We start from the raw sequence: 23,378 nt of genomic DNA, 5'->3' as shown, positions 1-23,378 counted from the left end.
GGAGTATGTTACTGGTAGGTAATGCGACGCGTCCGAATTCAGCGCGACCTTCCCGTCCCGATGCCGGACGGCGTGCTGTTGCTGGCCGACCGCTACGTGCCGGTGGGGGCCGAGCGGGCGCCGGTCATCCTCGTCCGCTCCCCCTACGGCAGGCGCGGCCTGTTCGGGTTCGTGTACGGGCGCGGGTTCGCCCGCCACGGCTTCCAGGTGGTGATCCAGAGCTGCCGGGGCGGCTTCGGGTCGGGCGGGCAGCTCGACCCGCTCGGCGACGAGCGCGACGACGGCCTGGCCACCCTCGCCTGGCTGCGCGAGCAGCCCTGGTACTGCGGCTCACTGGCGATGTTCGGCCCCTCCTACCTCGGCTACACCCAGTGGGCCGTGGCTCCCGACGCCGGGCCCGACCTCAAGGCGATGTCCACGCAGATCACCGCCTCGCAGTTCAGGGACGCCGCCTACGTGGGCGGGGCGTTCGCGCTGGAGTCGGCGCTGAGCTGGACCACCCTGACGGACTCCATGTCGCGCCGGTTCGGCGGCACGGCGGCGCTGACCGCGCCCAGGGTGACCCGGCGGGCCGTGCTGTCCGGGCGGCCGATGGCCGAGCTCGACCTGGTCACGGCCGGGCGGCCGCTGCGCTTCTACCGGGATCTGCTCGCCCATCACGCCGACCCCGAGCCGTACTGGACCAAGCGCGACTTCTCCTCCAGGGTCGGTGAGGTCGAGGCCGCGGTCACCATGATCGGCGGCTGGTACGACGTGTTCCTGCCGTGGCAGCTCAAGGACTACCTCGCGCTGCGCGCGGCCGGGCGGCGGCCGCATCTGACGATCGGGCCGTGGTGGCACGTCGACACCCGGCACGGCCGGGTGTCGATGGCCGAGTCGCTGTCCTGGTTCCGGGCGCATCTGCTGGGTGACGCCTCGGGGCTGCGCGAGCAGCCGGTGCGGCTGTACGTGACGGGGGCCGAGGAGTGGCGCGACCTCCCCGACTGGCCGGTGCCCGGCATGCGGCCGCGGCGCTGGCACCTGCAGCCCGGCTTCGGGCTGGGGCCGGAGGGGCCGCCGGAGAGCGAGCCCGACCGGTTCCGCTACCACCCGGACCATCCCACGCCGGTGATCGGCGGGCCGGTGCTGCTGGCCGACTCCCGGCCGCGCGACCAGCGGCGGCTGGAGGCCCGCCGCGACGTGCTCGTCTACACCTCGCCCGAGCTGGGGTCGGACGTGGAGGCGATCGGGCCGGTCAGCGCCGAGTTGTTCGTGCGCTCCAGCACCCCGCACGTGGACGTGGTGGTGCGCCTGTGCGACGTGCACCCGGACGGCAGATCCATGAACGTGTGCGAAGGCGTGCGCCGGCTCGGCCCCGGCAATACGCTGGAGGACGTGCGCAGGGTGTCGGTGGAGCTGTGGCCGGTGGGACACCGGTTCAAGCGTGGCCACCGGATCCGGCTGCACGTGGCCGCGGGCGCGTACCCGACGATCGCCCGCAACCCCGGCACCGGCCTGCCGATCGGCGACGGCGGGCCGATGGTGCCGTCCGACGTGGAGGTGTTCCACTCCCCCGCCCGCCCGTCCGCGGTGGTGCTGCCGCTGTGCGCGCCGCGCGGCTGATGTCGCTGGTCCTGCTGCTGCAGGGCCGGGGCGGCATGACGGCGGCCGAGCTCGCGGCCGAGCTGGAGGTGTCGGAGCGGACCGTGCATCGCGACGTGCTCGCGCTGTCGGGGGCCGGCGTCCCGGTCTACTCCGATCGGGGACGCGGCGGCGGCTACCGGCTGCTGGAGGGCTACCGCACCCGGCTGACCGGCCTCGACCGGGCCGAGGCCGAGGCGCTGTTCCTGTCCGGCGTGCCCGGCGCGCTGCGCGAGATGGGGTTGCAGGAGGTGGCGGCGACGGCCCGGCTCAAGGCGGCCGCCGCGCTCTCCCCCGGCCTGCGTGACGCGCCCGCGACCGCCGCCCAGCGCTTCCACCTGGACGCCCCCGGCTGGTTCGCCGGCGACGACCCGCCCCCTGCCGCGCTGACCCGGCTGGCCAGGGCCGTGTGGAACGACCGCGTCGTCACCGCCGTCTACAAGGACCGGCCCCGGACGCTGGAGCCGTACGGGCTGATCCTGAAGGCGGGCGCCTGGTATCTCGCGGCCCGCACCCGCACCCGGTTCCTGATCTTCCGGGTGGACCGGTTCGGCGACCTGGACGTGCGTGACGACGTCTTCGCCCGCGATCCCGGCTTCGACCTGGCGGCCTTCTGGGCGGAGCAGTCGGCGGCGTTCACCCGCACGCTGCTGCGCGCCGAGGTCACGCTGCGGCTCACCGCGCGCGGGGTGCGGCAGCTGCGGCACATCGCCGACCCGGCCGCGCTGCCGGACGCGCTCGCCTCCCTCCAGCCCGACGGGACCGTACGGCTCGGCGTCGAGTCGCTGGAGGTGGCCTACTCGCAGGTGCTGCGGTTCGGGCCGGAGGCCGAGGTGCTGGGTCCGCCGGAGCTGCGGGCGATGGCCGCCGAGGCCGCCGCCCGCCTGTCCGCCCTGTACGGGCCGCCTCAGCGGTAGTCCAGCGGGTCCGCCCGCGCGCCCGTCTCCTCCACCTCCACGATGTAGCGCCACACGTCCGGCCTGCTGCCGTCCACGTCGGTGAAGCCGTACTCCTTGGCCAGCGTCCCGCTGTCGACGGACTTGCCGGACCAGCGCATCCGGTCGGGGTCGGTGGCCAGGGCGGCGACCGCGCGGCCCGCGAAGGCGGGCGTCTCGGAGACGGCGAACGTCGGCTGGTGGGCGACGGCGTCGCGCCAGGTGGCCTCGGTGACGCCGAAGTTCTCCAGCATGCTCTCCGAGCGCAGGAAGCCCGGCGTGAGCGCCACCGCCGCGCCGTCGTACTCGCGCAGCTCCTGCGCCTGCGCGTAGGCCAGCCGGTTGACGGCCATCTTGGCCAGGTCGTAGAAGATGGACTCGCGGTAGCGGGTGGCGTTGAACTCCCAGGTGCCGTCGGTCACCTCCACCACCAGGCCGCCCTTGTTCCGGATGAGCAGCGGCAGCGCGTGGTGGCTGGTGATGAGGTGCGTGTCGACGGCCAGCCTGAGCAGTTTCAGGCCGTTGTCCAGATCGTGCTTCCAGACCGGCGTCGTCCACTCCCAGAGCGCGTCAGCGCCCCAGACGTCGTTGACCAGGACGTCGAGCCGGCCCTGCTCCTGGTCGATGCGCTCGACCAGGGCCTTGACCTGCGCCGGGTCCAGGTGGTCCACCCGCACCGCGATACCGGTGCCGCCGGCCGCCGTCACCAGCTCGGCCGTCTCCTCGATCGTCTCCGGCCGGTTCATCTCCGAGCGCTGGTCGCGGGTCGTCCTGCCGGTGCAGTAGACCGTCGCGCCGGCGGCGCCCAGCGCCACCGCTATTCCTCGTCCCGTGCCGCGGGTCGCGCCCGCCACCAAAGTGATCATGCGGCCAGCCTGTCCGGTAAAGGGGACATCCTCTGTCATGTTTTCCGGCGGGTTCCGGGGCCGCTGCCGGGCGATCGACCGTTCGGCGCGGGGAGGCGACCACTCGCCGCTTGACGACCTGACGGCCTTTCCGGTCAGGGCTAATGTGACGTACGAATTCGGCTCATTGCGCCCTGTCCCGCATCACGAAATTTACGCCAAACTGTGACATTAGGGACACTGGGGTATATATCTCGACGCAGTTAGTCTCCATTCACTGACTATCAGTCAGGAACCGAGTCGTTTCGGCCCCTGGCCTGAGTGTGTCTGGGAGACAAACAATGACGACCCCGGAATCCGGGCAGAAGACACGCAGCGATCGCAGCCCCTGGAACTGGCTGCTGTTCGTGCCGATCGTGCTGCCCCTGTTAACGTTCCTCTTCAACTCCGAAGAGCCGCGACTGTTCGGCTTCCCGCTGTTCTACTGGCTGCAGCTCGCCTTCATCATCGTGGGCGTCAGCTGCACCACGCTCGTCTACCGGATGACCAGGTGAGCGCGCACACGACCGAGCTGGTCGTCTTCACCTTGCTGTTCCTGCTGGTCAGCGGCATGGGCTTCGTCGCCGCCCGGTGGCGCCGGCCCGACAACATCGAGAGCCTCAACGAGTGGGGCCTCGGCGGCCGCAACTTCGGCACCTGGATCACCTGGTTCCTGGTGGGCGGTGACCTCTACACCGCCTACACCTTCGTGGCCGTGCCCGCGCTGGTGTTCGGCGCCGGCGCGCTCGGCTTCTACGCGCTGCCGTACACCGTGGTGATCTATCCGATGGTGTTCCTGGTGCTGACGCGGATGTGGTCGGTGTCGCACGTGCACGGGTTCGTCACCCCCGCCGACTTCGTCCGGGCGCGCTTCGGCTCGCCGACGCTGGCGCTGCTCGTGGCCATCACCGGGCTGGTGGCGACGATGCCGTACATCGCGCTGCAGCTCGTCGGCATCGAGGCGGTGCTGAAGACGATGGGGATCACCGGGCACCTGCCGATCGTCATCGCCTTCGCCATCCTGGCGGCGTACACCTATCAGTCGGGGCTACGGGCGCCCGCGCTGATCGCGTTCGTCAAGGACACGCTGATCTACATCGTGATCCTGGCGGCCGTGATCTACATCCCGACCCAGCTGGGCGGCTGGGAGGCGATCTTCGGCGCCGCGAAGGAGAAGTTCGACGCCTCGCCCTCGCAGGCCGACGGGCTCACGTTGAACGCGAGCAACCAGCTGCAGTACATCACGCTGGCGTTCGGCTCGGCCCTGGCGCTCTTCCTGTATCCGCACAGCCTCACCGGCGTGCTGGCGTCCAGGAACCGGAAAGTGATCAAGAGGAACATGTCGGCGCTGCCCGCCTACAGTTTCCTGCTCGGGCTGATCGCGCTGCTGGGCTTCATGGCCATCGCGGCCGGGACGAAGCCCGTCGTGGGGGCGAACGGAAGGCCGGACGGCAACACCATCGTGCCGGTGCTGTTCGACCAGATGTTCCCGGACTGGTTCGCCGGGGTCGCCTACGCGGCCATCGCGATCGGGGCGCTGGTCCCGGCGGCGATCATGTCCATCGCGGCGGCGAACCTGTTCACCCGCAACATCTACCGCGAGTATCTCAACAAGAACGCCACCGACGCTCAGGAGGCCAAGGTCTCCAAGATCACCTCACTGGTGGTGAAGGTCGGAGCGGTGCTGTGCATCCTCATCCTGGATCCGCAGTTCTCCATCGACCTGCAGCTCATCGGCGGTGTGATCATCCTGCAGACGCTGCCGTCCGTGGCGCTGGGGCTCTACACGCGCTGGTTCCACCGGGGCGGGCTGATCACCGGATGGGTGCTCGGGCTCGGGGCGGGGCTGTGGATGCTCTACCTGATCCCGAACCCCGTCAGCGGTAAGGCGCACTTCGGCGGATCGGCCTTCGGGCTGTCGAACCTCGGCTTCGACACGACGATGACGATCTATGCCGGGTTCCTGGCGCTGGCCGTCAACCTGGTGGTGGCGGTGCTGGCGACGCTGGCGTTCCGGGCGATGAAGGTGGCCGACGGTGGGGACGCGACGACCCGCGGCGACTACTTCGCCGACGAGGGCGACCCCAAGGTCAAGCCCATGGACCTGACCGGCACGCACTGACGGACCGGCCCCGGTACGGCCTGCTGGAAAATCCGTTGCGCCCGGTTGCGCGGGAGCCGCAGGCTGTACTGGTGCCCCTACTCGACGCGGTCCGGTTGGTGAAGCGGTTCGGGACGGTCACCGCCGTCGACGGGCTGAGCCTGAGCGTCGCCGAGGGCGAGGTCGTCGGGCTGCTGGGGCTCAACGGCGCGGGCAAGTCGACCACCCTGCACATGCTGCTCGGGCTCATCACCCCCGACGCCGGGCAGGTCAGGATGTTCGGCCTGGACCTGGCCCGGCGCCGGACCGAAGTGCTCAGCCAGGTGAACTTCGCCGCGAGCTACGTGGACCTGCCCGGCGTGCTGCTGGTGCGCGAGGTGCTCGACTGCTTCGCCATGCTCTACGCGCTGCGCCGGCCGAAGGCGCGGGTCGCGGAGCTGATCGAGCTGTTCGAGCTGGGGCCGCTCAGCGGGCGCAGGATGATGGATCTGTCGTCGGGGCAGCGCACCCGCGTGCAGCTCGCCAAGGCGCTGCTGAACGCGCCCCGGCTGCTGGTGCTCGACGAGCCGACCGCCAACCTCGACCCCGACGCCGGTGACCGCATCCGGGGCCTGCTGTCCCGGGCCGCCGGGGAGAACGGCAGCGCGATGCTGATCACCTCGCACAACATGCGCGAGGTCGAGCGGATGTGCGACCGGATCCACTTCATGGCCGACGGGCGGATCGTGGCCTCCGGCAGCGCCGCGGAGCTGGCCGGCCGCTACGGAGCCGAGGACCTGGAAGAGGTGTTCCTCAAGGTGGCTCGCGGATGACCGCTCTCACCCTTCCCCCGCTCAGCCTGGCCGCGCGGCGCAGGCGGGTCTTCGGCGTCGTCCGGCGTGACTTCGCTGCGCTGCGGCGCAGCTCGATCAGGATGTTCGAGATCCTGTTCTGGCCCACCGTGGAGCTGGTGCTGTGGGGGTTCGTCACGGCGTTCCTGCAGACGCAGCGGGTGCCGTTCGTAGCGTCGTTCCTCATCGGGGCCGTGCTGCTGTGGCAGGTGCTGCAGAAGGCCAGCAACGAGATCTCGATCGCGTTCCTGGAGGACATCTGGTCGCGCAACCTGCTGAACGTGCAGGTCAGCCCGCTGTCCAGTGGCGAGTACCTGACGGGGCTGATGCTGTTCGCGCTGGGCAAGGTGGTGCTCGCCGTCACCGTGATGGCGGGACTGGCGCTGGCCTTCTACGGGTTCGGGGTGACGAGCCTGGGCGTGGGGCTGGTGCCGTTCATGGGTGTGCTGCTGGTGTTCGGCTGGTCGCTCGGGCTGGTGGGCATCGCGGCGGTGCTCAGGTTCGGCGAGAACGCCCAGGTGATCGCCTGGTCGCTGGTGTTCGTGGCGCAGCCGCTGGCGGGGATCTTCTACCCGGTCTCGGTGCTGCCCGCGCCGCTGCAGACGGTCGCCTGGCTGATGCCGGCCTCCCACGTGTTCGAGGGCATGCGCACCGTCATGGGCGGCGGGGCGGTGCCATGGGACCGGCTGGCGTGGGCGGCCGGGCTGAACGTCATCTACCTGGCCGCCACGCTCGGCCTGTTCGCGTGGGCGCTCAGCGACGCCCGGCGGCGTGGGCGGCTGTCCCGCTTCGGTGACTGATCCGCGCCTCGGCTCGCCTGTGTGCGCGTTGCACCGCGTGCTGCCGGGGCACGGGATGGCAGACTGCCCACAGGTGTCCTGAATCTCCGGAGGTACGCGTGTCCGACGAGTTCGACGTCATCGTGATCGGAGCCGGGCCGGCCGGCGAGAACGTCGTGGACCGGGCGGTGCGCGGCGGACTGACCGCGGCCGTCGTGGAAGAGCGGCTGGTCGGCGGCGAATGCTCCTACTGGGCGTGCATCCCGAGCAAGGCGCTGCTGCGCCCGGTGGAGCTGGCGGCCGAGGTCGCGCGGATGCCCGGCATGTCGCTCGGCCCGATCGACGTCGACGCGGTGCTCGCCCGGCGCGACGAGGCGGTGTCCCATTACGACGACTCGGGACAGGTCCGCTGGCTCGAAGGGGTGCCCGCCACGTTCGTACGCGGGCGCGGGAGGCTGGACGGCCCCAGGCGGGTGCTGGTCACCGAGCCGGACGGGTCACAGCGGCTGCTGACCGCCCGGCACGCGGTCGTGCTGGCCACCGGCAGCACCGCGGCGATCCCGCCGACGCCCGGCCTGCGCGAGGCCTCGCCCTGGACCAGCCACGAGGTCACCGCCGTCACGTCCGTGCCCGGCCGCCTGGTCGTGGTCGGCGGCGGCGTGGTGGCCTGCGAGATGGCGCAGGCCATGCACGGCCTAGGCGCCCGGCAGACGACCGTGCTGGTGCGCGGCGATTCGCTGCTGCCGAGGATGGAGCCGTTCGCGGGCGAACTGCTGGCCGCCTCCTTCGCCGCCTCCGGCATCGACCTGCGTACCCGTACCGAAGCCGTACGGGTGGAGCGGCCCGAGCCGGGCGGCAAGGTGACCGTGCACCTGCCGGACGGGCCGCCCGTCGAGGCCGACGAGATCCTCGTCGCGACCGGGCGGAAGGCCGCCACCCAAGGGCTGGGGCTGGAGAGCGTGGGGTTGTCCGTCGACAAGCCCGTCCAGGTGGACGACAGCCTGCGGGCGACCGGCGTGGGCGAGGGCTGGCTGTACGCGGTGGGCGACGTCAACGGCCGTAACCTGCTCACCCACATGGGGAAATATCAGGCGAGGGCGTGTGGTGACGTGATCGTCGCGCGCGCCAAGGGCGAGCCCGACGACCTGCCCGCCCAGCGCGCCACCGCCGACGGCTACGGCGCGCCGCAGGTCGTCTTCACCGACCCGCAGATCTGCGCCGTCGGCCGGACCGAGGAGGCGGCCCGCCACGACGGCTTCCGGGTGCGGGTGGTGGAGTACGACCTCGCCTCCGTCTCCGGCGCCTACCTGCTCGGCGACGACTATCAGGGCCGGGCCAAGGCGGTCGTCGACGAGGACCGCCGGGTGCTGCTCGGGGTCACCTTCGCCGGGCAGGGCACCGCCGAGCTCCTGCACGCGGCGACCATCGCGGTCACCGCCGAGGTGCCGCTCGAACGCCTCTGGCACGCGGTGCCGTCCTTCCCCACCGTGAGCGAGATCTGGCTGCGCCTGCTGGAGACCTACGGCCTCTGACCTCCGCGCAGGTAGGACACCACCATCTCGCCGACCATCTTGCGCAGCCGGTCGCGGTGCTCCGGCGCCGTCATGTCACGGCCGAACAGGGCGCCGAAGGTGTGCTGGTTGGCGACGCGGAAGAAGCAGAACGCGCTGATCATCATGTGCACGTCCACGGCGTCGGCCTCGGTGACGAACGCACCGCTCGCCCGGCCGGCGTCGAGGATGCGCGAGATGACGTCCAGCACCGGGGTGCCGAGGTTGGCCAGGGCCTCGGACTTGCGGATGTGCCGGCCCTCGTGGATGTTCTCGATCGCGACCAGCTTGATGAAGTCGCGGTGGCGGTCGTGGTGGTCGAACGTCAGCTCGGCCAGCGTGCGGATCGCCTCCACCGGCGCCAGGTGCTCGACGTCCACGGCGCGCTCGGCGGCGCGGACCTCGAAGTAGGCCTTCTCCAGCACGGCGACGTAGAGCTTCTCCTTGCTGCCGAAGTAGTAGTAGATCATGCGCTTGGTGGTGCGCATGAGCTCGGCGATCTCGTCGACCCTGGCCCCCGCGTAGCCGCGCCGCGCGAACTCCCCCTGGGCCACCTGGAGGATCTCCGCCTTGGTGCGGTCGGCGTCACGCCGGCGCTCACCGGCCGGGCGGGTGGTGGGCTGCGAGGTCATGGGGCTCCACGGAAAGGCGGGACCGATCCGCCTCATCCTATGACCGGCTCGCTCACGGCGCGCCTGGGCCGCGAGCGTGCCGGGGGTCCAGGCTCACGCCGTGCCTGCGCCACGCGCGTGCTGTACGGCCAGGCGGACGGCCGCGTTGGCGGCGCCGTAGCCCCGGTAGCCGCCCGACCGCTCGACGACCTCGAAGAAGACCCGGCCCACCGTGATCGTGTACAGGTGCAGGAACTCGCCGTGCTCGTCCCTGTCGTACAGCAGCCCGAGCTCCCGGATCTCCGGGCCGACGTCGTGGCGGGCCTCCAGGTCGTCGTAGTAGTTGCCCGGGATCGGCAGCAGCAGGCCGGGGTGCTCGGCGCGCAGGCGGCGGGCGAGGCCGCGGAGGTCGTCGCAGGCCAGCGCGACGTGCTGCCAGGGCGTCTGCCCGGCTCCGACCCGCGCCTGGTTCAGCACCATCCGCACCCCCTCGTCCGGGCCGGCCATCGCCCTGCTGCGCAGCAGCCCGGACGGCTCCGGGACCTCCACGCTCTCCAACGGGCGCAGGCCCAGGACGCTGCGGTAGAACAGCGACGCCTCGTCGAAGTGATGCCACGGCTGGGTGAGCGCCACATGGTCCACCCGGGTGACACACCCTGACGACGGAGACGAGACCGGCACCGGCCTGACCGTGGCCGGCGCCATGGCGGCCGGGGTCGTGGCCGCCGGGGTCGTGGGCGGGGCCGGGGCGCGGGTGAAGTCGCCGGTCCAGTCCGGGTGGTCGGGCCGGCCGCTGCGGCAGAAGAAGATCTGGGTGCCGTCCGGCGCCGCGATCGCCTCCAGCGGGGCCTCTTCCGGGGCTCGCTCGCGCGGCAGCACGGGGGCCAGCAGGTCCTCGGCCCGCCTGACCGACGCGGCGGGATCCGGGGTCTCCAGGCCGATGGCGGCGAGCGCGGCTTCCGTTCCGGTGGCGTTGAGGAGGATCCGGGCCGCGCCCTGCTCCCACATCTCGACCGGTTTGGTGGGGTGCGCCCCGGTGCGGGTGAAGCCGAGTGCCGCCAGCAGGCCGACCAGCGTGGCGGCCGCACCGGAGGCCGGGGGGACGGTGTCACCGGCGGACGGCCCACCGGTCCGCACGGCCGTCGCCGTCCCGGTGGTGAGCTCGGCGAAGGCGAATCCCGTCGGGATCACCGGTCCCGGTGCCCGGCGGTCGAGCGCCTCCTCCAGGGCGATCAGCGAGCGCATCGCGTCCAGGGCCGTACGGCGGGCGTCGGACTGGCGGAAGACGTCGTTGAAGACCTCCAGCGACAGCGGCCCCCGATATCCGGTGTTGAGGACGTGGCGCACCAGCCCCGGCACGTCGAAGCCGCCCTGGCCGGGGAAGCAACGGTAGTGGCGGCTCCATTGGAGCACGTCCATGGCCGGCAGGGGCGCGTCCGCCAGCTGGAGGAAGAACACCTTGTCCCCCGGGATCGCCTCGATGCCGATCGGGTCGGAGCCGCGCGACAGGATGTGGAAGCTGTCCAGGCAGGTGCCGAGGTTCGGGTGATCGGCCAGCTGGACGATGCGCCAGGCGTGCAGGTAGTCGTTCACGTGCCGGCCCCAGGCCAGCGCCTCGTACGCGACCCGGACGCCGTGGCGGGCCGCGAGCTCGGCGAGGGCGTGGAGGTGCGCGGCGGCCAGCTCGTCGTCGTCCGCCGCCTCGGGTGACACGCTCGAGCACACCAGCAGCGTCCCGGCGCCGAGGCGCTCCATGAGCCGGAGCTTGCGCTCGGCCCGGCGCAGGTTGTGCTTCAGCGTCGCCGGCCCGGCCGCTTCGAAGTCGCGTAACGGCTGGTAGAGGTCGATGCCGAGGCCGAGGTCCGCCGCGCGGTCGCGGATCCGTTCCGGGGAGAGCGGGCAGGAGATCAGGTCGTTCTCGAAGATCTCCACGCCGTCGAAGCCGGCGGCGGCGATCGCGGCGAGTTTCTCGGTCAGCGTGCCGCTGACCGAGACGGTGGCGATGCACTTGCGCATGCCGTCCTCCTGTCATGTCGCGCCGGTCCGGGGCGTCCGCCGCCGGCTTTCCGGGTCAGGTGGTGATGAGGTCGGCCAGGTGGGCGAGCATGCGCTCGGCGTCCGGTTCCTGGCCGGTGAAGAGCTGGAAGGCGTGCGCCGCCTGGAAGACGACCATGCCGCCGCCGTCCAGGGTGCGGCAGCCCCGCGCGCGGGCGTGCCGCAGCAGGTCCGTCTCCAGCGGGCGGTAGACGATGTCGGCGACCCAGAGGCCGGGGTGCAGGAGCTCGGCCGGCAGCGGCGTCCCGGGATGGTGGGCCATGCCCGTCGGGGTGGCGTGGACCAGGCCGTCGGCCCGGGGCAGCAGCGCGGCCAGGTCCGCCTGCGCGGCGGGGCGGGCGCGGCCGGTGCCGAAGCGTGCGGCGAGTTTCTCCGCGAGATCCCGCGCGCGGGCCGGGACGGCGTCCACCACCGCGACCTCGTCGGCTCCGAGTGTGAGCAGCGCGTGGGCGACGGCTGCCCCCGCTCCGCCCGCGCCCAGCTGGACGACGCGGCCGGTGGGGGCGTCGGGCAGGCCGCGGGCGAACGACTCGGCGAAGCCCGTCCAGTCGGTGTTGTGGCCGATGGCGCGTTCGCCCTCGAAGACGACGGTGTTGACGGCGCCCAGGGTGGCGGCGTCGCCGGACAGGCCGTCCAGGTGCGGGATGACGGTCTGCTTGCAGGGGTGGGTGATGTTGAGTCCGTCGTAGCCGAGCCGTCTCGCCGTGCGGACGAGCTCTCCCGCGTCCTGAGCGGCCAGGCCGAGGTCGCCGAGGTCGATGAGCCGGTAGACGTACGGGAGCCCCTGGCGGCGCGCCTCGCGCTCGTGCAGGGCGGGGCTGAGGGACGGGCCGATGCCGGATCCGATCAGGCCGACCAGGTAGGAGGTCATCTGACGTGGCTCATCCTCACTCCGTAAATGTACGAACTAGTGAGTTAGTCATAGCACTCCGGCGGCGGACGGTGAAGAGGTGGGCCGGATCCTCTTGACACCTGTTGGCCGCCACAGGAGCATGACGGCACACAATTAACTATCTAGTTCGTAACTACATCCGGCAGGCTCGCGTACACGATCAGCGGTGCGTGACGGGGGGACCTCCAAACCGCACGAAACCCACCCAGAACCAGATTCAGAGCCGCAAGGAGCACTCGTGACCGATCAACCCCCCAGCCTCCCGCAAGGCACCCCCCGCAAGGCGGCCACCGCGGCCTGGATCGGCAGCGCGCTGGAGTACTACGACTTCTTCATCTACGGCAGCGCCGCGGCCCTGATCTTCTCCCGGGTCTTCTTCGACGAATCCGACCCCGCCACCGCGACGCTCCAGTCACTGGCCAGCTTCGGCGTCGCGTACGCGGCCCGCCCGGTCGGCGCGTTCTTCCTCGGGCACGTGGGCGACAGGTTCGGCCGCAAGAAGATCATGGTGTTCACACTCGTCCTGATGGGCGTGTCGACCTTCCTCATCGGCTGCCTGCCCACCCGCGACCAGATCGGCGGCCTCGCCCCGGTGCTGCTGGTCGTCCTGCGGGTGCTGCAGGGCCTGTCGGCCGCCGGTGAGCAGGCCAGCGCCAATTCCATGAGCCTGGAGCACGCCCCGGCCCATCGCCGTGGCTACTACACGAGTTTCACGCTCAACGGCACGCAGTTCGGGCAGATCCTGGCGACCGTCGTGTTCATCCCGGTGGCCGCGCTGCCGGAGGAACACCTGCTGACGTGGGGATGGCGGGTGCCGTTCTGGCTGAGCCTGGCCGTCGCCGTGGCCGGGTGGATCATCCGCCGGAGGCTGGAGGAGACGCCGGCCTTCGAACGCGAGGTCGCCGAGGGGACCGTGCCCAGGATGCCGCTGTCGCTGCTGTTCCGCGACCACTGGGCGAGCGTGCTGCGGGTGGTGTGCGCGGCGCTGATCGCCACCGTCAGCACCATCTTCACCGTCTGGGCGCTCAGCTACGCCACCAGCGACGCCGTCGGCCTGGACCGGGCCACCATGCTCTGGATCAGCACCGCCGCCAACGCCACCGCCCTGCTCGCCATCCCGCTGTGGGCCATGCTCTCCGACCGCATCGGCCGCAAGCCCGTCTTCCTCATCGGCGCCGTCGGCAGCCCACTGATGATCTTCGCTTACCTGGCGGCGATCAACTCGAAGAGCTACCCGCTCATCTTCCTCGTCGGCATCCTCACGCTCGGTGTCGTCTACAGCGCGTCCAACGGCATCTGGCCCGCGCTGTACGGCGAGATGTTCACCACCAAGGTCCGGCTGTCGGGCATGGCGATCGGCACCCAGATCGGGTTCGCCATCGCGGGCTTCGCGGTCGCCTCGGCCGCCGGGATCGTCTCCCCGTCCGGGTGGCTCGGGCTCCAGGGCTGGGGCGGGGTCGCCGTCTTCACCGGCGTCCTCTGCGCGATCAGCGCCATCGCGGTGGCGACCGCGCGGGAGACGTACCGGACTCCGACCGAGCACCTCGGTCTGGACCCGTCCGAGCCCCGGCCGAACGCCTCCACGCCCGCCTGACGCCTGCCCGCTTCCGGGGACCGCCCGCCCGTCCGGTCTCCGGAAGCACACGCGGCGCGATGCGGCGATATTACTGGTAATTACTGGAACTATTGGTACGCTCGCGCCATGAGTGACCGGCTGGACGATCTCGAAAGGCGGATCGACGAGCTCCGGGCCGGCGTGCGCAAGGCGATGCGGGCCAGGGACGCCGCCACGGCCAGGACCCTGCGCGCGGAGCTGCGCACCGCCGAGCGCGCCTGGGACACGCTGGTCAGCGGCCAGGACGACCCCGCCCCGGCGGACGGCTCGCCGGCTGAGAACGTACCGGATGAGACCGGGCGGGGCGCGGAGGCGCGGACTCGTGCCAAGGGGGCCGGGCGCGGTGACGGGCCGCGGCTGGTGACGGTGCGCGAGCAGGTGCACCAGGCGCTGGCCCTGCTGGACGCGCCCGCGCAGGCCCGGCTCATCGTCGCCGTCAGCCAGGCGTTCTTCGCCGGCTCCATCCGCAGCCCTCAGCTCACCAGCCTGCGCCGCGACGAGGAGCGCTCGTTCCGGGCCTCGCCGTACGGCAGGCCGTACTACCTGTGCGCGGCGCTCACCGACCGCCTCTCCCCCGCGCGCGGCCTGCTCACGGTCAGTACGTGGCCCGCCGAGCGCAGGGTCGTGGGCCCGCTCAGCCCCCGCGTCGACTTCCTCACCTGCGCCGTACGGGTGGCGCGGCACCTCAGCGGGCTGCCGGGCTCCTTACCCGACGGGAACCGGCTGCTGGCCAGGATGGCCCGCAACATCCCCGGCGCGGGCGACGACGCGTTCGGGCCCCCGGATCCCGGCCGGGTGATCGAGGCGGCCCGCAGGGAGCTGCGCGTGCACACCGGCCGCGACACGCGGGACAGGGCGGAGCTGGCGAAACGCGCGACATCCCAGCTGGATGAGGCGGCCGGGCTGTTCGGCGCCGCTACGCTGAGCACCGTCGCCAAGGGAAGATCCACGAGGGTTATGAGAGGCGGCCGATGAACCGGCTGGACGCGCTGCGCGGCACGACGCCGCAGAAGCCGCACGACGCGCGGGCGATCGCGGCGCTCGCGGCCAACCCCGGCTGCACCCGCCGCGCGCTGATGGACGGGGCCGGGATCGACAAGGACGCCGCCGCGCGGCACCTGGGATTCCCCGCGCCGTTCGGGCAGTCGCCGTTCGCGATCACGCGCGGCAACGCGTTCGAGGCGCTGGTCAAGGCCGACGGCTGCGCGGAGCTGCTGCGGATGCTGCGCGAACTGCTCGGCCTGCCGATCGCGGAGGTGGCCTACCACGACGTCGAGAACGTCGGCGCGCACCTGCGCCACGCCCACACCCGGACGCTGATCGACCGCGCCGTCCGCCAGGAGGACGCGGGCACCGTCTACGACCATCCCCTGTTCACCCTGGACATCGCCGGGCACACCGCCTATCTGGAGCCCGACGTGGTCGCCTTCCAGGTCGGCGGGCGGTTCCACATCGTGGAGATCAAGTCGTTCGCGGTGATCGACGGGCAGGCGGACCCGGCCGCGGTGGCGGCGGCGGCGCGGCAGGCGGCCGTGTACGTGCTCGCGCTGCGCGGGCTGCTGGCCGAGCTGGGGCACGACCCGCTGCGGGTGTCGCACGAGGTGGTGCTGGTCTGCCCGGAGAACTTCGCCAACCGGCCCGTGGCGACGCTGGTGGACGTGCGCAGGCAGCTCGCGGTGCTGCGCCGCCAGCTCACCCGGATGACGAACCTGGACCGGCTGCTGGACGGGCTGCCGGACGACCTGACGTTCGACCTGCTGCCGGGCGAGGACGGGCTGCCCACCAGGCCGGTCGCCGAGCTGGCCGACGCGGTGCGCGGGGCGGCCGCCCGCTACGCGCCCGACTGCCTGTCCACCTGTGACCTGTGCTTCTTCTGCCGGGACGAGGCCAGGCAGGAGGGCGCCTCCGACCTGCTCGGCCGGAACGTCCGCGACGAGCTGGGCGGGGTGGCCTCCGTCGGCGAGGTGCTCGGCCTGGCCGACGGCACCCGTGACGCCGCGGCCGGCCAGGAGGAGATCGCCCGGCTGCTCCGCAACGCCGAACGCCTGCGCCGGGAGTGCCTCACGTGACCCCGCCCCACCGGATCGGCTTCCGCCGCATCACCCTTCGGGCCGTGTGCCGGAGGTTCGCGGCATGAGCCTGCTCACCTCGCTGGCCCGGCTGCGGGCGCTGGACGAGGGCATCGCGCAGCCCATCGCGACCGTCCGCCACTGCCACGTGTCGGCCCGGCCCATGGTGTTCATCCCGCTCAAGCTGTCGGGCGAGGCCGCCGCGCCGCTGGCCGCCATGCTCGGCACCGACCGCGACGAGCCCCGGCTGCTGGTCGTGCCCCAGCCGCGCAACCGCGACCTGCGGTTCGCCTGGGCCGCCGAACTGGCCGGGGTGCTGGTGCCGTACGTCGAGACGTTCCTGTCGAGCACCGAGACGGTCGAGCGCAAGAACGCCGACCCGTACGAGCGGGCGCTGGACGCGCCGCAGCTGGTGGTGCCGAACCGGGCGGGGGTGGCGTTCACCCGGCTGCTCGGGCGCTCGACCCGCTTCCGCCGCCTCGACGGCCCGTACCCGGTGCCGATGGGGGTGCCGCTGCTGGGGCGGTGGCTGACGTACTTCGGCGAGCGCGCCGCCTACCCGGGCTCGTCGCTGACGCTGTGCGCGACCGACGAGCTCGGCAGGCACTGGGCGAGCGGGCAGAGCTCGCTGGAGGACGCCAACCTGGCCGCGCTGGTCTCCTGGATCACCGAGGGGCCGGACGACGACGCCGAGGACCCGCTGATCTGGCCGCCCGCCGGACCGGCGACCGATCCGGGGTTCGACTCGGAGGTGCTCGCGCCGGCGATCGACAGCGAGTCGGCCGAACGCGTCACCGAGGCGCTGCGCACCCAGCTCGAACCCACCTGGCGGCTCATGTGGCGTGCGCTCGACCTGCTGCGCGGCCTGGCGGAGGGGGCCAGCGTCGCGCAGCGGTGGGAGCAGGACCGCGCCTCCTTCAGCGGCATGGCCGCCCAGGTCACGGAGGGCGGGCCGCCGCAGGCCAGGCGGGACGGCGCGATCGCCGCGGCCGCCCGGCTGGCCCGGATGGAGCGCGCCCAGGCCACCTACGACGTGCAGCGCGCCTACGACGACCCGCTGATCATGGCCGAGTACCGGCTGACGGGCGAGGCGTTCGCGGGCGAGGTGGTCGACAACGACCCGGACAACACCGAGGGCGAAGGCCGCTCGCGCAAGCTGCGCCCGCTGGTCGTGGTCAAGACCGACGATCCCGTACGGCTCGCGCCGGGGACCGCCCTGGGCACGCCGGAGCGTCGCGGCCAGGGCGCGCAGCTGGTGTCGGCCCGCGACGGCCTCGTCACCATCAAGATCACCAAGGGGATGGGCCGGGCCAGGACGCCCGCTCCCGGCTCGGTGCCGGAGGTGGGCGAACGGGTCTGCTACACCTCGCTCACCGGCGACTTCCAGGGCTCACCGGCCTTGCCGGACCCGGAGGCGACCCCGTGGACCCACGGCGGCCCGCCCCAGCCGTACGTCCCCACCGACGAGGACGCCCAGGAGGAGTGGTCGTGACCGTACAGCCGACCGGACCCACCCCGGAGCAGGTCATCCAGGCCGTGCTCGCCGACCTGCCGCGCAACCGGGGCGTGGTGGTCGACTCGCCGCCGGGCGCGGGCAAGTCCACGCTGGTCGTACGGGCCGCCGCGCACCTCGCCGAGACCGGCGAGCCGCTGATGATCGTGGCCCAGACCAACGAGCAGGTCGACGACCTGGTGGCGCGCATCAGCGACAAGCACCCGCGGCTGACCGTGGGGCGGCTGTCGGCGAGCGGCTACGTGCCGCCGGCCCGGATGCTGGAGCTGCCCGGCGTCACCGTCGGCACCCGCGTCCAGGACCTGGGCGATCCCGACATCGTCATCGCCACCGCGGACAAGTGGGCGTGGATCTCCGGCCGGGTCTGGCCGTGGGCGATCGTGGATGAGGCGTACCAGATGCGCTCGGACAAGCTGCTGCGCATCGCCGGGCTGTTCGAGCGGGCGCTGTTCGTCGGCGATCCGGGCCAGCTCGACCCGTTCTCCATCGTGGACGGCGATCGGTGGTCCGGGCTGTCGTGGGACCCGCTGCAGAGCGCGGTCTCGGTGCTGCTGCGGCACAACCCGGACCTGCCGGTGCACCGGCTGCCGGTGTCGTGGCGGCTGCCGGCCTCGGCCGCGCCGGTGGTGTCGGGGGCGTTCTACCCGTTCACCGGGTTCACCTCGGGCACGGGGCCGCAGGACCGGCGGCTGGAGCTGACCACCGGCGGCATGGGCACGGTGCACGACCGGGCGCTGGAGGAGGCGGCCAGGTCCGGGTGGGCGCTGCTGGAGCTGCCGAACCGGCACACCGTGCGCACCGACGGCGAGGCGGTGGAGGCGGTGGCGCTGCTGGCCGAGCGGCTGCTGCAGCGCGGCGCCGTGGCGAGCTCGGAGCAGGGCGAGCGGCCCGTGACCGCCGACCGGATCGCGGTCGGCGCCGCCCACCGCGACCAGGTGGCGGCGATCAGGAGCGCGGGGCTGCCGCCGGAGATCACGGTCGACACCGCCAACCGGCTGCAGGGCCGTGAGTACGACGTCACCATCGTGCTGCACCCGCTGTCGGGGCGCCGGGACGCCACCGCGTTCCACCTGGAGTCGGGACGGCTGTGCGTGCTGACCTCGCGGCACCGGCACGCCTGCGTGGTGGTGGCCAGGGCGGGCATCGCCGAGCTGCTGGACGCCCATCCCTCGGCGGAGCCGGTGCAGCTCGGGGCGCCGGTGAAGTTCCCCGACGGCTGGGAGGCCAACCAGTCGGTGCTGGACCACCTGGCCGCCCATCGGGTTTAGATCCGGCGCCGCCACGCGTCCATGATCAGCACGGACCGCATGCCCGCCGACTCGTAGAGGCCGAGCGCGGGGGTGACGTTGTTGGAGTCCACGTGCAGGATCGTGCCCTTGCGGCCACGGGCGGCGTCGGCGGCGAAGGCGCGCCGGAGCAGGAACCTGCCGAGCCCCCGGCCTCTGAACTCGGGCAGCACCGCGAGCGAGGCGACGTAGCCGCAGCTCTCGTCGATGACGAACTGGTCGTTCGCGTGCAGCGCCGCCGCCGGCCGGCCGTCGATCCTGACCAGGGTGAGCTGACTCCAGTCGTTGACGCTCTGCTGCTGCCTGCGCTCGAACCACAGGTCGTAGCCGCTCCTGACGAAGCCGTGGTGGTCGGCGAAGGCATCCTCCAGCACCTGGTGCGCCTCGCGGCGGATCTCGTCGCTCTCGCCGGTGTGCACGGTGAGCCCCAGCGGCTCGGCGGGCGGCTCGACGGGCCCGTCGAAGTCGACGCGCATCCGGAAGTAGCTGGTGCTGTGCTCGAAGCCGTGCTTCTCGGCCAGCGCCCGCTTGGTCTCGTCGGCGCGGTAGACGACCGCGTCGACCGTGGCGGTGTCGTAGCCGCGCTCGCCGGCGATCTCGCGGGCCCGTTCGACGACGACCGGCCAGAGCCGCTCGGCCAGGCCGGTCGTGCCCGGCCGGACGATGACCTCGATCTCCACCAGGTCGCTGTCGCCCGGTCCGCAGGCCCACGCCCAGGCGAGGAGCGCGCCGTCGGCGTCGTGCGCCAGCCAGGCGTCCTTGCCGAGATCGAGCGTCGGCTCCGCCAGCACGTCCTCGACGTCGCCGAGCGTCGTGTCGGGCACGCCGAGCGCCGCCACGTCGCAGGCCACGCTGAGTTCGTGGATGGCGGCGGCGTCCTCGGCCCGTGGCCGCCTGATGATGTGCATGCGGTGATTCTCCACAAAACCCCTACCGCCTGCCTCTCATTTTCCGTCCGCGGATAGGCTGTGGGACGTGCTCGACAAGACGCCGCTACGCATCGAGATCGACTCACCCACCGCGGGGACGATCCGGATCACGCTCAGCGGCGACCTCGACTTCGACACGGCGGCGGAGCTCTCGTCACTCCCCGTGGACGGTTACGACCGGGTGGACGTCGATCTGTCCGGCCTGGCCTTCATCGACTCCTCGGGGCTGGCCTCGCTGGTCCGCCTGCAGCAGGCCGTGGCCGGGACGGGCGCGGTGCTGCGCATAGTGGCGCTGACCCCCTATGTGCGCAGCCTGATGCGGATGACGGCGCTGGACCGGCTGTTCGGCATCCCGCCCGCCTGATCTTGCCTCCCGGCAGGTGCCCTAGGCTGGGGGATCTCATCTCCGGCCGTCGAGACAGGTGCGTTGTGCGGGAAGACACCCGGTCCCGGATCCAGGAGGTCGCCCTCGAGCTCTTCACCGAGCAGGGATACGAGGCGACCTCGCTGCGGGAGATCGCCGAGCGGCTCGGCGTGACGAAGGCGGCTCTCTACTACCACTTCAAGACCAAGGACGAGATCGTGGCCAGCCTGGCCGAGCTCTGGGCGGCCGAGATGGACGGCCTGCTGGCCTGGGTCAGGTCACAGCCGAAGACTCCGCAGATGCGGCGCGAGCTGATCCTGCGTTACGCCGCCAAGCTGCGCGAGCCCCGCTACGTCGGGATCGCCCGGTTCCTGGAGCGTAACCAGACATCGCTGCGCCACCACCCGAGGATCTTCCGGATGCGCGAGGTGCTGGTGGGGCTGGTCGGCGAGATGAGCGAGCCCGACATGCCCCCGGCCACCCGGGTCAGCCGGTTCATGGCCCTGTACACCCTGCACGCCAGTAAGTGGGTGGCGGGCGACGGCTCGCTCACCGAGGAGGAGGTCACCGAGGCCTCGCTGGAGGTGGCTCTCGGTCTCCTGGAGCCGTAGGACGCCGAGGCGGGAGTGGCGCCGGTGACGATTGCCGGCCCGGATCTTGGGCAGGGGGTTCCCACGGCGAATGGGGAGGAACGCAGTGGAGACGATGATCGCACTCCGTCTGCCCAGGGATGCGGCCAGTGTGCCGTTGATCAGGCAGATGCTGGACGGCACACTGCGATCGCTGGGCGTCGACGCGCAGATCCGCGACGACATCGAGCTCATGCTCAGCGAGGCCTGCTCCAACGTGGTCAAGCACGCCCAGCCCAGCGACGACTACACCGTCAGTGTCTCCGTCTACGACGACCTCTGCGTGATCAAGGTGATCGACACGGGCGGCGGCTTCGACGCCGGCGCCGTGCGTGAGCCCTCACCCGGCTCGGAGCACGGCCGCGGCCTGCAGATCATGCGTGCGCTCGCCGATGACATCCGCTTCACCAACAAGCGGGAGAACGGCGCCATGGTGTGCCTGGAGAAGAAACTCCGCTTCGTCCCCGGGGCGGCCGGACCGCACTTCATGACGACCTAGCCGTCATGCTCGCCATGAAGGCGAGCCAGACGAGCACGACCACCGAGATGAGGACCACGGCCAGGAACGACAGGATGAGGGCGATCACCAAGGACGCGAACGCGCCGAGCAGTGTCCACATCCGCGAAAAATGCCCGCAATCCACCCAATTCATGCTGTTTCGACGCCGCTAACTGGGCGTTATGTGGGGATATTTCATCCTTACTTGGCGGTGTTGTTGTGCGGGTCGAGGCTGCTCGGGAGCATGTCCAGCCGGCGCAGTATCACCCCTTCGCGCAGCGCCCACGGGCACACCTCCAGCCGGTCCACCTCGAACAGGTCCATGACGGCGTCGGCCACGACCGCCCCCGCCCCCAGCTGCGCCGCCCGCCCTTCGGACACGCCCGGCAGCTCGGCCCGCTCGGCGGAGCGCATGGCGGTGAGCTCCGCCGCCCAGTGGGCGCTGTCCTGCCTCGTCAGCGAGCGCGAGACGTAGAGACCGTCGCCCGAGGGCGCCGCCCCGGCGATCCTGGCGAGCTGCTTGAACGTCTTGGAGGTCGCCACGGCCCGGTCGGGCCGGCCGTACCTGACGACGTCGCCGACCGTGCGGGCGATCTCGGTCCGGATGTGCTTGCGCAGGCTCCGTACCTCCTCGACGGTGGGCGGGTCCGCGGTGAGCCGGTCGCGGGTCAGCCGGCCCGCGCCGAGCGGCAGCGACACGGCCACGTCGGGCTCCTCGTCGACCCCGGAGGCGATCTCCAGCGAGCCGCCGCCGATGTCGAAGACGAGCAGCCGGCCGGACGACCAGCCGAACCAGCGCCGCACCGCCAGGAACGTCAGCCTCGCCTCGTCACGCCCGGACAGCACGTCGATGTGCACCCCGCAGCGGTCGTCGATCCCGGCCAGCACCCGCTCCCCGTTGGCGGCCTCGCGCACGGCGGAGGTGGCGAAGGCCAGCAGGTCCTCCACCCCCTTGTCCTCGGCTATGCGCACCGCTTCCTCGACGAACGCGCCGAGCCGCTCGATACCCTCGGCCGACAGGTTGTCGCCCTCGTCGAGGTGCTCGCTCAGCCGCAGCTCCTCCTTGTGTGAATAGGCGGGAATGGGCCGGGCGCCGCGGTGGGCGTCGACGACGAGTAGGTGGACGGTGTTCGAGCCGATGTCCAGCACGCCGAGTCGCATGGCTTGACGCTACAGCTCCGCGCATCACCCGGTGAAGCCGAGGCCACTGCGCTACCTGGTGAGCGGAGCCCACTGCGCTTCCTGGTGAGCGGAGGCCACTACGCTTCCTTGGTGACAGATGAGGAGTGCTGATGGCAGCGTGCTGCGGTCCGAGCAGGGACGCGGCCCCCGGGGCGGACCGGCCGGCGGCCGGCCGGCCCGTGGTGGTGGAGACGGTGCGGCGAGAGCCGCCGCGCGGGATGGCGCGCATTCCCGGCGGGACCTTCTGGATGGGCGGGGACGACCCGGACGGCAACCAGGAGGACGGCGAGGGGCCGGTGCGGCAGGTGCGGCTGACGCCGTTCCTGATCGACCCGGCCTGCGTGACCAACGCGCAGTTCGCCACGTTCGTGAAGGACACCGGTTATGTGACGGAGGCCGAGCGGATCGGCTGGTCGTTCGTCTTCAGGCAGTTCGCCGGGCCGGGCGTCATGGACGCGAGCGTGCCGCAGGCACCCTGGTGGGCCGGGGTCGAGGGGGCGACATGGCGTTCGCCGGAAGGGCCCGGCTCCTCGGTGGGCGACCGGCAGAACCATCCGGTCGTGCACGTCTCATGGAACGACGCGGCCACGTACGCGGCCTGGGCGGGCAAGCGGCTGCCCACGGAGGCCGAGTGGGAGATGGCCGCGCGCGGCGGGCTGGAGCGCGCCCGCTACCCCTGGGGAGACGAGCTGGCGCCGAAGGGCCGCGCGCGGTGCAACATCTGGCAGGGCCACTTCCCGAGCGCGCCCAGCAAGGGCACGATGCCGGTCAAGTCGTTCCAGCCCAACGGCCACGGCCTCTACAACGTGGCGGGCAACGTGTGGGAGTGGACCGCCGACTGGTGGGGCACGGTCTGGGAGCCGTTCGCCGAGGACCCGACCGGGCCCGCCGACGGCGACGCCAAGGTGATGCGCGGCGGCTCCTACCTGTGCCACGACTCCTACTGCAACCGCTACCGGGTGGCCGCGCGCACCGCCAATACTCCCGACTCCGCCACCGGGCACACGGGTTTCCGCTGTGCGGCCATAGTCTGAG

Annotated in this window: 23 protein-coding genes; 16 read left to right on the top strand and 7 right to left on the bottom strand. The window is 71.9% G+C overall.

Features of this window, described 5'->3' with window-relative positions:
* Nucleotides 1–21 precede the first annotated feature (21 nt).
* Together ACTMTF_RS05510 and ACTMTF_RS05505 are read left to right on the top strand one after the other, a co-directional pair.
* Entirely contained in the window at nucleotides 22–1,602 is a 1,581-nt protein-coding gene (locus ACTMTF_RS05510) for a CocE/NonD family hydrolase (protein WP_441109518.1), read from the top strand.
* Nucleotides 1,584–2,537 carry a helix-turn-helix transcriptional regulator gene (locus ACTMTF_RS05505; RefSeq protein WP_441109517.1) on the top strand — a complete coding sequence of 318 codons (954 nt, stop codon included), beginning with the start codon at nucleotides 1,584–1,586 and terminating at the stop codon, nucleotides 2,535–2,537. Before ACTMTF_RS05510 ends, ACTMTF_RS05505 begins: the two co-directional genes overlap by 19 nt.
* On the opposite strand, the gene ACTMTF_RS05500 is transcribed toward ACTMTF_RS05505, so the two are convergent.
* Entirely contained in the window at nucleotides 2,528–3,421 is an 894-nt protein-coding gene (locus ACTMTF_RS05500) for an SDR family oxidoreductase (protein WP_441109516.1), read from the bottom strand. The two genes, ACTMTF_RS05505 and ACTMTF_RS05500, sit on opposite strands and share 10 nt — an antisense overlap.
* Before the next feature lie 320 nt (nucleotides 3,422–3,741).
* Between ACTMTF_RS05500 and ACTMTF_RS05495 the strand changes: the two genes are divergently transcribed.
* From ACTMTF_RS05495 to ACTMTF_RS05475, 5 genes are all read left to right on the top strand, one after another.
* Complete coding sequence (locus tag ACTMTF_RS05495; RefSeq protein WP_396999490.1) at nucleotides 3,742–3,954, top strand: DUF3311 domain-containing protein; 213 nt, start codon at nucleotides 3,742–3,744, stop codon at nucleotides 3,952–3,954.
* On the top strand, nucleotides 3,951–5,561 hold the full coding sequence (gene mctP / locus ACTMTF_RS05490) for a monocarboxylate uptake permease MctP (RefSeq protein ID WP_441109515.1): 1,611 nt from the start codon (nucleotides 3,951–3,953) through the stop codon (nucleotides 5,559–5,561). The genes ACTMTF_RS05495 and mctP overlap by 4 nt, the downstream gene beginning before the upstream one ends.
* Before the next feature lie 71 nt (nucleotides 5,562–5,632).
* Nucleotides 5,633–6,352, top strand: coding sequence for an ABC transporter ATP-binding protein (locus tag ACTMTF_RS05485; RefSeq protein WP_441109514.1), 720 nt, complete (start codon nucleotides 5,633–5,635; stop codon nucleotides 6,350–6,352).
* Nucleotides 6,349–7,170: an ABC transporter permease gene (locus tag ACTMTF_RS05480; RefSeq protein ID WP_396999496.1), complete on the top strand. Its 822-nt coding sequence runs from the start codon at nucleotides 6,349–6,351 to the stop codon at nucleotides 7,168–7,170. The genes ACTMTF_RS05485 and ACTMTF_RS05480 overlap by 4 nt, the downstream gene beginning before the upstream one ends.
* 98 nt (nucleotides 7,171–7,268) lie before the next feature.
* A complete protein-coding gene (locus tag ACTMTF_RS05475) occupies nucleotides 7,269–8,681 on the top strand; it encodes a dihydrolipoyl dehydrogenase family protein (protein ID WP_441109513.1) in 1,413 nt (470 codons plus the stop codon).
* Here the strand turns inward: ACTMTF_RS05475 and ACTMTF_RS05470 are convergent.
* From ACTMTF_RS05470 to ACTMTF_RS05460, 3 genes are all read right to left on the bottom strand, one after another.
* Nucleotides 8,669–9,331, bottom strand: a complete 663-nt coding sequence (locus tag ACTMTF_RS05470; RefSeq protein WP_396999500.1) for a TetR family transcriptional regulator — start codon at nucleotides 9,329–9,331, stop codon at nucleotides 8,669–8,671. The genes ACTMTF_RS05475 and ACTMTF_RS05470 overlap by 13 nt on opposite strands.
* Nucleotides 9,332–9,424: 93 nt before the next feature.
* Nucleotides 9,425–11,326, bottom strand: coding sequence for a bifunctional sugar phosphate isomerase/epimerase/4-hydroxyphenylpyruvate dioxygenase family protein (locus ACTMTF_RS05465; protein WP_441109512.1), 1,902 nt, complete (start codon nucleotides 11,324–11,326; stop codon nucleotides 9,425–9,427).
* Between the two features lie 55 nt (nucleotides 11,327–11,381).
* Entirely contained in the window at nucleotides 11,382–12,236 is an 855-nt protein-coding gene (locus ACTMTF_RS05460) for a shikimate dehydrogenase (RefSeq protein ID WP_441109511.1), read from the bottom strand.
* A gap of 259 nt (nucleotides 12,237–12,495) precedes the next feature.
* Between ACTMTF_RS05460 and ACTMTF_RS05455 the strand changes: the two genes are divergently transcribed.
* The 5 genes from ACTMTF_RS05455 (at nucleotide 12,496) to ACTMTF_RS05435 (ending at nucleotide 18,722) form a co-directional block, all read left to right on the top strand.
* On the top strand, nucleotides 12,496–13,851 hold the full coding sequence (locus tag ACTMTF_RS05455) for an MFS transporter (RefSeq protein WP_441109510.1): 1,356 nt from the start codon (nucleotides 12,496–12,498) through the stop codon (nucleotides 13,849–13,851).
* 108 nt (nucleotides 13,852–13,959) lie between these two features.
* Nucleotides 13,960–14,847: a hypothetical protein gene (locus tag ACTMTF_RS05450; protein ID WP_441109509.1), complete on the top strand. Its 888-nt coding sequence runs from the start codon at nucleotides 13,960–13,962 to the stop codon at nucleotides 14,845–14,847.
* A complete protein-coding gene (locus ACTMTF_RS05445) occupies nucleotides 14,844–15,941 on the top strand; it encodes a hypothetical protein (protein ID WP_396999509.1) in 1,098 nt (365 codons plus the stop codon). The genes ACTMTF_RS05450 and ACTMTF_RS05445 overlap by 4 nt, the downstream gene beginning before the upstream one ends.
* Nucleotides 15,942–16,005: 64 nt before the next feature.
* Entirely contained in the window at nucleotides 16,006–17,433 is a 1,428-nt protein-coding gene (locus ACTMTF_RS05440; protein ID WP_441109508.1) for a hypothetical protein, read from the top strand.
* Nucleotides 17,430–18,722: an AAA family ATPase gene (locus ACTMTF_RS05435; protein WP_441109507.1), complete on the top strand. Its 1,293-nt coding sequence runs from the start codon at nucleotides 17,430–17,432 to the stop codon at nucleotides 18,720–18,722. The genes ACTMTF_RS05440 and ACTMTF_RS05435 overlap by 4 nt, the downstream gene beginning before the upstream one ends.
* Here ACTMTF_RS05435 and ACTMTF_RS05430 read toward each other — a convergent pair.
* Nucleotides 18,719–19,648 (bottom strand): GNAT family N-acetyltransferase, encoded by a 930-nt coding sequence (locus tag ACTMTF_RS05430; RefSeq protein ID WP_441109506.1) that lies wholly within the window; start codon nucleotides 19,646–19,648, stop codon nucleotides 18,719–18,721. The two genes, ACTMTF_RS05435 and ACTMTF_RS05430, sit on opposite strands and share 4 nt — an antisense overlap.
* 67 nt (nucleotides 19,649–19,715) lie before the next feature.
* Between ACTMTF_RS05430 and ACTMTF_RS05425 the strand changes: the two genes are divergently transcribed.
* The 3 genes from ACTMTF_RS05425 (at nucleotide 19,716) to ACTMTF_RS05415 (ending at nucleotide 21,161) form a co-directional block, all read left to right on the top strand.
* On the top strand, nucleotides 19,716–20,033 hold the full coding sequence (locus ACTMTF_RS05425; protein WP_396999517.1) for an STAS domain-containing protein: 318 nt from the start codon (nucleotides 19,716–19,718) through the stop codon (nucleotides 20,031–20,033).
* Nucleotides 20,034–20,098: 65 nt separating this feature from the next.
* On the top strand, nucleotides 20,099–20,644 hold the full coding sequence (locus ACTMTF_RS05420; RefSeq protein ID WP_441109505.1) for a TetR/AcrR family transcriptional regulator: 546 nt from the start codon (nucleotides 20,099–20,101) through the stop codon (nucleotides 20,642–20,644).
* A 94-nt stretch (nucleotides 20,645–20,738) separates the two neighbouring features.
* The gene (locus ACTMTF_RS05415) at nucleotides 20,739–21,161 is read left to right on the top strand and encodes an ATP-binding protein (protein ID WP_441109504.1); all 423 of its coding nucleotides are present in this window, start codon (nucleotides 20,739–20,741) and stop codon (nucleotides 21,159–21,161) included.
* On the opposite strand, the gene ACTMTF_RS05410 is transcribed toward ACTMTF_RS05415, so the two are convergent.
* Both ACTMTF_RS05410 and ACTMTF_RS05405 read right to left on the bottom strand, forming a co-directional pair.
* The gene (locus ACTMTF_RS05410) at nucleotides 21,148–21,282 is read right to left on the bottom strand and encodes a hypothetical protein (protein WP_396999523.1); all 135 of its coding nucleotides are present in this window, start codon (nucleotides 21,280–21,282) and stop codon (nucleotides 21,148–21,150) included. The genes ACTMTF_RS05415 and ACTMTF_RS05410 overlap by 14 nt on opposite strands.
* A gap of 80 nt (nucleotides 21,283–21,362) precedes the next feature.
* Complete coding sequence (locus ACTMTF_RS05405; RefSeq protein WP_441109503.1) at nucleotides 21,363–22,322, bottom strand: Ppx/GppA phosphatase family protein; 960 nt, start codon at nucleotides 22,320–22,322, stop codon at nucleotides 21,363–21,365.
* A 239-nt stretch (nucleotides 22,323–22,561) separates the two neighbouring features.
* On the opposite strand from ACTMTF_RS05405, the gene ACTMTF_RS05400 reads away from it, so the two are divergent.
* Nucleotides 22,562–23,377: a formylglycine-generating enzyme family protein gene (locus ACTMTF_RS05400; RefSeq protein ID WP_441109826.1), complete on the top strand. Its 816-nt coding sequence runs from the start codon at nucleotides 22,562–22,564 to the stop codon at nucleotides 23,375–23,377.
* Nucleotide 23,378: the final 1 nt, after the last annotated feature.

It is taken from the genome of Nonomuraea sp. ZG12 (genome assembly GCF_052068115.1).
Lineage (GTDB): Bacteria > Actinomycetota > Actinomycetes > Streptosporangiales > Streptosporangiaceae > Nonomuraea.
This window is presented reverse-complemented; position numbering and strand designations above follow the sequence as displayed.